The 8443-nt window shown below is 57.3% G+C and carries 9 protein-coding genes; 5 read left to right on the top strand and 4 right to left on the bottom strand.

Going from position 1 to position 8443, the window contains the following annotated elements; all coding sequences use genetic code 11:
• Window positions 1–798 precede the first annotated feature (798 nt).
• Window positions 799–1062, top strand: coding sequence for a ParB N-terminal domain-containing protein (locus NW852_RS08325; protein ID WP_414366403.1), 264 nt, complete (start codon window positions 799–801; stop codon window positions 1060–1062).
• 23 nt (window positions 1063–1085) lie between these two features.
• Here the strand turns inward: NW852_RS08325 and NW852_RS08320 are convergent, their stop codons facing one another.
• The 4 genes from NW852_RS08320 to NW852_RS08305 form a co-directional block, all read right to left on the bottom strand.
• A complete protein-coding gene (locus NW852_RS08320) occupies window positions 1086–1757 on the bottom strand; it encodes a response regulator transcription factor (RefSeq protein WP_414366405.1) in 672 nt (223 codons plus the stop codon).
• A gap of 180 nt (window positions 1758–1937) precedes the next feature.
• Window positions 1938–2726 carry an ABC transporter permease gene (locus NW852_RS08315; RefSeq protein WP_414371131.1) on the bottom strand — a complete coding sequence of 263 codons (789 nt, stop codon included), beginning with the start codon at window positions 2724–2726 and terminating at the stop codon, window positions 1938–1940.
• Window positions 2723–3481, bottom strand: coding sequence for a uroporphyrinogen-III C-methyltransferase (gene cobA, locus NW852_RS08310; RefSeq protein ID WP_414332467.1), 759 nt, complete (start codon window positions 3479–3481; stop codon window positions 2723–2725). Before cobA ends, NW852_RS08315 begins: the two co-directional genes overlap by 4 nt.
• Before the next feature lie 67 nt (window positions 3482–3548).
• Window positions 3549–4313, bottom strand: a complete 765-nt coding sequence (locus tag NW852_RS08305) for a sirohydrochlorin chelatase (RefSeq protein ID WP_414426636.1) — start codon at window positions 4311–4313, stop codon at window positions 3549–3551.
• A gap of 143 nt (window positions 4314–4456) precedes the next feature.
• On the opposite strand from NW852_RS08305, the gene NW852_RS08300 reads away from it, so the two are divergent.
• The 4 genes from NW852_RS08300 (at window position 4457) to NW852_RS08285 (ending at window position 8426) form a co-directional block, all read left to right on the top strand.
• Entirely contained in the window at window positions 4457–5410 is a 954-nt protein-coding gene (locus NW852_RS08300) for an asparaginase (RefSeq protein WP_414371135.1), read from the top strand.
• A 72-nt stretch (window positions 5411–5482) separates the two neighbouring features.
• Window positions 5483–6250, top strand: coding sequence for a hypothetical protein (locus tag NW852_RS08295; RefSeq protein ID WP_414371137.1), 768 nt, complete (start codon window positions 5483–5485; stop codon window positions 6248–6250).
• Window positions 6247–7197: a hypothetical protein gene (locus tag NW852_RS08290; protein ID WP_414371139.1), complete on the top strand. Its 951-nt coding sequence runs from the start codon at window positions 6247–6249 to the stop codon at window positions 7195–7197. Before NW852_RS08295 ends, NW852_RS08290 begins: the two co-directional genes overlap by 4 nt.
• On the top strand, window positions 7170–8426 hold the full coding sequence (locus tag NW852_RS08285) for a BREX system ATP-binding domain-containing protein (RefSeq protein WP_414398903.1): 1257 nt from the start codon (window positions 7170–7172) through the stop codon (window positions 8424–8426). Before NW852_RS08290 ends, NW852_RS08285 begins: the two co-directional genes overlap by 28 nt.
• Window positions 8427–8443 lie beyond the last annotated feature (17 nt).

Here is an 8443-nt window from a genome sequence, read left to right as displayed (position 1 = left end):
CAGGAGGCGCTATCCCTCCCCACCCGGGTGGGGAATCCCGCGCCTTACGTTGAACAGCAGCTAAAACTGCTCTAAGGCTTTTCCGCCCCGCACTACTCGCGCTAGCGGCGCCGAGCGCTGAGTACGGGACTACCAAGCTACTCTGCTGTGTGTTGCAACCTTCTCCAAACCGGCGCTGACAGCCGTTGACCCCAGCCAGGGAGCAACAGCAGCCATGGCAAGATGGGACATCTGGTCAGGGATCCCAGGTCTCAGCCAAGGCCTGGTCTGGAGAGTCTAGTGAGAATTGCAATAGAACTGACTGCACGGCCACTGTCGGTGGCGGAAGCAATGCGGGAAATCCGGGATCCCGTATCGGCCATGGCCCAGAAGCTGCCGATGCTTTTGGCTGTAGAGGTGCCTAGGAGAAATTCCACTGCATTAGAGTCCGGGGATTGCTCCTGAGCAGCGATCACCACCGCCGCTTCCCCACCTTGCCCAACCACTGCTGGAGTGGAAGGTTCCGGCGTGGGCTGAGAGGCTTCTGCTGGGCAGGGAGAAGGTGGCTGCAGCGGCATCTCGCCAGGGGAGGTTTGTGGGGCCTTGCCAGGGGGTACGGGGGGAGCCTGGCCGGCGATCTTTCCCCAGAAAGCTTGGAGGAGTTGCCACATGGCTAAGTTGGCTCCTGAGCGAAAGGGCAGTGAGGAATGGTGCTATCCTGCCATGCTCTGCCCTGAGAATCCACTCCCTCTGCAAGCCTTGCTAGAGCAAAGTCATAATGAGTATGATTAAGAAGCTTACCTAGGGAGAAAATTCACCATGGCGCACATTCGGGAGATTCCCCTGGCCCAAATTCGTCGCCCCTTGCCGCGGCAGACGGATCCGGAGAAAGTGCAGGCGTTGATGGCTTCCATCGAAGCCATCGGCCTGCAGGAGCCGATCGAGGTTTTGGAAGTGGAGGGAGAGTACTACGGGTTCTCTGGCTGCCACCGCTACGAGGCATTTGTTCGCTTAGGCAGGGAGCGAATTCCCTGCCGGGTGCGCAGGGCAACGCCTGCCGTCTTGAGACTCCACCTGGCCTAGGAGGGATCCCTCTCTCTCCCAGCCTATTTTTTGTCGCCCGACTCTTCCTGGGGGACGTAGCCCCGTTCGTAGGCAAAGCGCACCAGTTGCGAGCGATTTTCCAGAGAAAGCTTGCTGAGGATGTTGGTCAGGTGAGTTTGCACAGTGCGCGGGCTAATGAACAGCTTCTCGCCGATTTGCTTGTTGGTGAGGCCGCGGATCACTTCCCGGAACACCCGCTCTTCGGCGGGGGTGAGGGGAAGCTCGGCTAAGCTGGAGCGGGGGGCGGCTTCGGATTTGGCCTGGGTCTGCTGCTGGATCAGGCGCAGAATCTCCAACTGGGTGCGGCGGGCTCGTTCGATTTGCGCCTCGATTTTGGCCACCAACTCCAGCGGCTCGAAGGGCTTGATGATGTAGTCATCGGCTCCCCACTCGTAGCCCTGAACACGGTCGTCCAGCTCACTGCGAGAGGAGAGGAAGATAAAGGGGACGAGTTCGCCGCCCCGCTGTTGGCGCAGTTGCCGGCAAAACTCGAAGCCATCCATTTCCGGCATCACCACATCCGACACCACCACATCCGGCTGCTCTTGGGCAAACAGGCGCAGCCCTTCTACACCCGAAGCGCCCGTACAAACCCGATAGCCATGCTGAGTCAAGTGGCGGCTCAGCACCTTTAAAGAGAGGGGATCGTCATCTACGACCAATACGCGCTTCATGATGACTAGGGGGAGAGGCTGTTGAGGAATGACTAAAGAGATGATCTGAGGGCGCTATTCACCTCTTGCCGCAAGTTTAAGTCCAGATAGGATGCTGGCGATCAACTAACCCCTGCCCCATAATAGTCGTTCCAGAAGCAGTCTTGCTGCCGGCTCAGGCGGACTGGGAAATAGGTTTGTTTAGGCTCCCATCCCGGAGTAGCGTTGCAAACCCTTGCGCCACAGCCAGCGGTTGACCAGCCAAAACAGCCCCAGCCAGGCCAGGCCCATGGCAAAACCGCGCGGGATATCTTGTGGGATCCCCACCCAGAGGCCGGCGGGAAAATGTACCAAGTAGGGAAAGGGCGTCCAGGCCAAGACCTGGCGCACCGCCGGTGGAAACACCTCCAGAGGGGCGATCACCCCCGACAAAAACAGGTACACCAAGAAATGAAGCTGCTCCAGAGCCGATATCCGCTCCACCCAAAAGGCCAGCAGCGCCAGGGTGTACTGCATAAGAAAGCGCAGGGCAAAAGCCAACAGAATGGCCAGGGATCCCAGTGCCACCTGTTGCCAAGACGGGATCCAAAAAGCACGGGGGTAGAGCAGGAAAAAGAAGGCAATCAAAGCTATGGTAAAGGGGAGACGGGCCAGGCGCTCCATCAGGTGGCTGGCGACGTGGTGCCAAGCGGGATCCAGAGGCTGCAACAGACGCGGCGATAACTTGCCTTCGACGACCTCCCGCTCAAAGTCCCAGATCACCCAGGTGATGCTGAACTGGCGCACCAGGAACACGGCCAGAAAATAGCGGCTGAACTCCAGGGAAGAGAGCGAGAAATCTCCTGAACGGGCGGCTTCGCTCCAGAGCCCCATCATGATCAAGGGCAGGGATCCGGCCAACACCCACAGGATCAGCTCCGCCCGGTACTCCAGCATGTAGGCGTAGTAGGCGGCAAAGAGCGCCCTCAGCTTGCGAAAAAAGGCGTTCATTGAGGCTCTGAAGGGGCAAGCGGACATAGAGTGGGCAACAGGCCGGCCAGATTGACCACCGCTCCCACCACGACAATGGCGGGCGGTGCTACAGGCGAGGGCTGACCGGCTAGAGTCTCCAAACGGAGCAGATGAATCTCTTGCTCCGGCGTGGTGCCCCAGCGGATCAGGGCAACGGGGGTGTCGGGAGCTTTGCCGCCGGCCAACAATTCGGCGGCGATGTGGCCGAGGTTGTGCATACCCATGTAGATCACCAAGGTTTCGACGGCCTCGGCTAGGGCACGCCAATTGACCTGGGGGCGGTATTTCCCTACCGCCTCATGGCCGGTTACGAAGGCAACCGAGGAGCTGAGGTCGCGATGGGTGAGTGGGATCCCAGCATAGGCGCTGGCGGCCATGCCCGCCGTAATTCCCGGCACCACTTCCACCGGGATCCCGGCCTGCACCAGCGCCAGCATCTCCTCGCCCCCCCGCCCGAAGATGAAGGGATCCCCGCCCTTGAGGCGCACCACCACGGCTGCCGTCTGGGCTTTCTCGATCAGCAAGGCGGTGATTTGCTCCTGCGGGAGGGTATGGGCGCCGCAGTGTTTGCCGGCGTAGATTCGTTCTGCTGTGGGTGGGATCAGATCCAAAATGGGGGATCCCACCAGGGCATCGTAGATGACCACGTCCGCATGGGCGAGCAGCGCTTTGCCCTTCACCGTCAGCAGTCCCGGATCCCCAGGCCCTGCTCCCACCAGATACACTTTGCCCATCTCAAATCCCAATAGCTTGTCGGAAATATCTATTCTGCTGGAACAGGACAGTTTTGACCAACCAACCCTACTTCCCGGTCAGACAGGCCGTCTGCAGGGTCTCCTGGATGGCCTGTACCACCTGGGGATCCCGCCAGAGGGGCGGCTCCACCGTAATCTGCAGCAAGGGCCATTCTCGCTGTAGCCGCTGAGCTTGTTCTTGTAAAGCGCGCAGCAGACCGCCCGGAAAAAGAAAAAACGGCAGCACCCGCAGGCGATACTGGCTCAGACGCAGGCAATGGATTACAGCCGCTTCCAGTGTCGGGGGCTGGGCGGCAAAAGCCAGGTGGATGGGGATTCCGGGCAGGCGCTGTTCCAGAGCTTGGATCCCGGCCTGGAGCTGGGCGGCAAATCCCGGCAGGCGGCTGCCATGGCCAAATAGGATCCAGCCGTGGGTCAGTTCCCCCAACCGCTGCGCCGCAACCACGCGAGCCGCCACCAAATCGAGCAGGGCCGGGTGCTGGCCGATGGGGGGCGTCAGCAGCAACTGCAGGCGCGGCCAGCGAGCTTGAACCTGCTCCACCGCAGCCGGCAAATCCTCCTCCACATGGGATCCCCCGCCCATAAACAGTGACAGCAGCACCACCGGCCCATCGACTCTATCCAGACAGGAGGCCAATTGTCTGTGAATCTGCTCTGCCAAGGTCAGGGGCTGACCTTCCAACTGGGCCAGCTCCACCGGCTGAGGAGCCAGCCGCTGCCGCACGCGGGCCAGCAAATCCGCCGCCGCCTGTTGGTATTCCGGATCCCGGCTGCCGTGACAAACCAAAAACACCAGTGGAGCTGAGGACATGGCAAAAGTCAGGGATCCAGAGGCAACTGTTCTATTTTGCTACTTAGAAAGGTTCCGGCAACGTCTCGCGCCGCATCTGCGCGTATGATTTGATTAAAGTACACATCCTTTTTTCAGACTCGTCGGCCCTTTCCCAGGATTTCATGTCATTTGAGAATCGTTCCACCACCCCCGAACTGTTGATCCATGTTTTGCGGGAAGGGTTGACCGAATCTATCCATCATTGCCAAGCGGTCGTGGCCGATAGCCGCGGGCGCTCCCTGGCCATGGCCGGCAACAGCACCACCCCTGTTTTTGCCCGTTCTGCGCTCAAACCCTTCCAAGCGCTGGCCATGCTCTCCACCGGCATCCGCGAGCGCTACCGCCTCAGCGAGAAGGATATCGCCATTATGTGCGGATCCCATCAGGGCACCACGGCCCATGCGCGGCAGGTGTTCAGCATGCTCTGGCGCGCCGACCTGTCTCCCGAGCTGCTGGTCTGCCCCACCCCACCCGGCAAGCCCAGCCCCCTGTGCCACAACTGCTCCGGCAAGCATGCTGGCATGCTGCTAGCAAGCCGCGCCCAGAACTGGACCCTGCCGGACTACGCCCAGCGGCAACACCCCGTTCAGGCCCTGGTGCGGGCTAAGTTGGCGGATCTATTGCAGATGCCCTCGGAAGAGTTTTTGTTTGCCCGCGATGACTGCGGCGTGCCCACTTACCAGTTACAACTCAACCACTTGGCCTCCCTGTATGCCCAACTGACTGCCGGCGAGCGGCCCGACTTGGAGGCCATCGCCCGCGCCATGACCCACCACCCGGAAATGGTGGCCGGACAGGGATGTTTCGACACAGAATTGATGCGGGCCACCCAAGGCGAGCTGGTCAGCAAGTCCGGCGCCGAAGGGATCCAGTGCATTGGGCGCGTCGGAGAGGGGATGGGCCTGGCCATCAAGGTACAGGATGGGGCCGCGCGGGCCAAATATGCCTTGGCTTTGCACCTGCTGCAGCGCATGGGCTGGATCCAACCTGCCGCTGCCGAAATGCTAGGGGAGCGCTTCCTCGCCGTCGGCCCCTACACCCGCCTGGAGGTGGAAGGGGAGCTGCGCATGCCCTGAGCAATCCAAGCGGGGCTGAGTCTTGCATCTTACTCCCTGGCAGTGCTACCTTGTCAAAAAATTGGAAGAAAAATGTTTGAAGAGTCTTTCAAAGCTCTTGACGGCGAGCTGGCCGGCTTGGTTGAGCTAACTAAGAAAGTGACGAAAGCGGTAGGCAGTGCCCAAGCTGCTAGCAGAAGGGGAGATCTCCAAGCAGTAAACCGCCAGGTAGAAAGCTGTGGCTCTGCCCTCAACAAAGCTCTCTCCCAAGTGGAGCTGGTGAGGCGAGCTCTTGAACAAGCCCAGCAAGCTTTGTCCACCTCCTCCCTCGAAGACCTGGCCCGCGAAGTGGGGGAACGGGTAGACCAGCCCTGGCTTCCTACCGAGAATCCCAACATTTTTGTGGCCTTTCCTGCCTTAGTGCACTTCGCCAGAGAGGGGGTACGTATTGACCGCAAGATTTTCCGATCCCAGCGGCCCAGTGCTATTGCTGAGGCGATCAAGCGAGCAAGAGCCGCCAAGAGCAAAGAGACTGATCCCCAGGCTGTCCTTCAGCTCATTTGGAAGGCAGCAAGAATTGCGTCAGGCTACCTGAGAAAGCGTGTGGAGCAACTGCCTAACTCCATAAGTGTAGCTGCGCGAGATGTCTTCGATGTTCTCCACCTCAATAACTCAGACTACACAGAAGCAGAATTTACGCGACATCTTTACCTTCTAGATCGAAACCCAATCAACAATGTGGATGGCTATCGCTTGATCTTCTCTGCATCTACAGGCACGCGCTCAGGTCGCTGCTATCGCATTCGCGATGAACGCGGTGAGGAACATATTTACTATCTTTTGGAGTTTGAGCGTCTATGAGTGGGGAAACCCAGAGTCGTCTACAGCTTGATTTATGGCTGCGTTGTCTTGAGAAAGACTACCTGGGATCCTTCATCCCTGCGGGTGGTGCAACCGTCAAGCTAGCTGTCGTCCCAAAAGATTCCTACTCCCACCTCTACAAATCTCTTCAGGAAAAGCTATCTCTTTCTTCTTTTCGGCTTTTTGATCTAAGCGAAGAGCGCATCAATCTACATTCAATTGAGAATTTTTGGTTTGCCCTTGCTCAGAGGGTAGACTGGGAATCTTTTGCCAGAGAACTGCGCTATAGCATTCTCAGAAAAATTGGATATTCCCCCAGCTCAGAACTTCAAGACTGCACTTTAGAGGAACTGGCAGAGCTTTACCAAGTTGAGGCCCGCGAGATCAACATACAGTTCCAGCGAGAAATTAAGAAGCTGATTTTTCAGGACTACTCTCTGGCTCTCGACTTTCGCAAGGCTATTTCCCGTCTTATCTACGAGCCTCTCCAAAGTCCAGGCACTCTAGAAGGTTTGTGCCTTGCGGTTCAGGAGTGGCTCAAAGGCACACTGAAATCTATTAGTCAAGTGCGTGGGGCAGCTATTTTTCGAAAAATTGATAGGACAAATTCTCGAGAGATCCTACTTTCTTTTCTGAGGCTTTTCACGCGCCAGCTCGGTTGGACAGCAATTCTTGTCAGTCTGTTTCATTACTACGAGCGAAGAGAAAATGGACGTCCAATCTTCACTCGTAGGCAAATTATTGAGCTTTACGAAACCTTGCGAGAGTTTATCGATGCAGAGAGTAAGCTTGAGAAAACAGTCCTAATCTTCATGGCTCCTCTAGACTTTATTGAATCAGAACTTTTGTCCTACCATAAGTACCGGGCCTTGCAAACTCGAATTGAGAACGAGGTATATTCTCCCAATTATCCCAATCCTTGTACAACTATGGTTCAACTTCAATGAGCGCATCACTTGTAGCCCGACGAGCGATTGAAGCGCTGCGAAACGGTGTTCCCAATCCATTTGCAGTTGCAGAACTTGGCTCTTGGCAACAAGAGGTCGAAGAGAAGTTTTGGGAATTATGCAACGCCCCCAGCTTAGAGCCTGGGGGGATGCTCGTGAAGGGGGACTTTGGAACTGGTAAGTCTCATCTTCTACTAACTCTGCAGGAAAAAGCAAAGAAGCAGGGTTTTGCCACCTCGCTGGTTGTCATCTCTAAAGAGCTGCCTCTTGGCAATCCTAGTCGCCTAATTCCCCGCATCCTTGCCGAAATCGAACTCCCTGACATGGCTGAGCGCGGGCTCCAAGGCATTGCAGGTCGTCTGCAGTACAAACAGCCTTCTTTCCAGGAGTTCCAGCTTTGGGTTAACCAATGGCGATTTGGAGAGGGCTGGTGGCCGGCTACTCTAGCTTTACACCAAAGGCTAGAGGGTGACGATGAGAAACTAGATGCTATTGTCCGCTTTTGGGCCGGTGAACCCACCCTGAGGCTCTCAGAGGTGCGGCAGAGACTTCGGGATCACGGTCTGGCAGGGGCTCACTCCGTCGGCAAGCTACCTCCTGCGGAAAGTCTGCACTGGCAGCGCCTGGCTTTTTCTGCTCAGCTATGTCGGGCCATAGGGCTCAGGGGCTTGGTGGTTTTGGTGGATGAGATCGAGCTGATTGCACAGTACAGCATCCTGCAGCGGGTCAAGTCCTACCGCGTTCTTGGCCACTTGTTTGGCAAGGAAACTTTACCTGAAGAACTAAAAGCAGCTCCGCTAATTCTAGTGGCAGCAGTAACCCGCGACTTTGAGAAGTCTATCTTGCAGGAAAAAGGGGATTGGGAGAAGGCACCTGAGATGGCGCGCCAGAAGCATGTTTCTGAGGAAGCTGTAAGGGCCGGCATGGAGGCCATTCGGCGGGCTATCCCCCTCCGTTCCTGTTCGGAAGCTCAGGTGGCCATTCAAGCGATGTTGCACAAGGTGGCGGATCTCTACCAGAAAGCCTACCCTGATTGGGTACGGCCATCACTGTCTGAGCTCCCTCCTCTTTACGGCACAACTACCGTGCGGTCAATTATTCGCCGTTGGATTACTGAGTGGGATGTGCGCCGGTACTACAACCCTACTGGTACAGTTCAGATTGAGGAAGACAAAGCGACTGGACACACCCCTACGGAAGAGATCCAAGAACTGGAAGAGGAAGCTTAAGCAAGCCTAGGTGCTCC

This window comes from Synechococcus sp. H60.1 (assembly GCF_047462335.1).
Taxonomy (GTDB): domain Bacteria; phylum Cyanobacteriota; class Cyanobacteriia; order Thermostichales; family Thermostichaceae; genus Thermostichus.
Note: the sequence above shows the minus strand (reverse complement) of the source record. Positions and strands in the feature narration are given on the sequence as shown.

Bases quoted from the DNA above. Each gene is read 5' to 3' on its own strand.
- NW852_RS08325 (WP_414366403.1), top strand. From the start codon at position 799: ATGGCGCACATTCGGGAGATTCCCCTGGCCCAAATTCGTCGCCCCTTG.
- NW852_RS08320 (WP_414366405.1), bottom strand. From the start codon at position 1,757: ATGAAGCGCGTATTGGTCGTAGATGACGATCCCCTCTCTTTAAAGGTG.
- NW852_RS08315 (WP_414371131.1), bottom strand. From the start codon at position 2,726: ATGAACGCCTTTTTTCGCAAGCTGAGGGCGCTCTTTGCCGCCTACTAC.
- cobA (WP_414332467.1), bottom strand. From the start codon at position 3,481: ATGGGCAAAGTGTATCTGGTGGGAGCAGGGCCTGGGGATCCGGGACTG.
- NW852_RS08305 (WP_414426636.1), bottom strand. From the start codon at position 4,313: ATGTCCTCAGCTCCACTGGTGTTTTTGGTTTGTCACGGCAGCCGGGAT.
- NW852_RS08300 (WP_414371135.1), top strand. From the start codon at position 4,457: ATGTCATTTGAGAATCGTTCCACCACCCCCGAACTGTTGATCCATGTT.
- NW852_RS08295 (WP_414371137.1), top strand. From the start codon at position 5,483: ATGTTTGAAGAGTCTTTCAAAGCTCTTGACGGCGAGCTGGCCGGCTTG.
- NW852_RS08290 (WP_414371139.1), top strand. From the start codon at position 6,247: ATGAGTGGGGAAACCCAGAGTCGTCTACAGCTTGATTTATGGCTGCGT.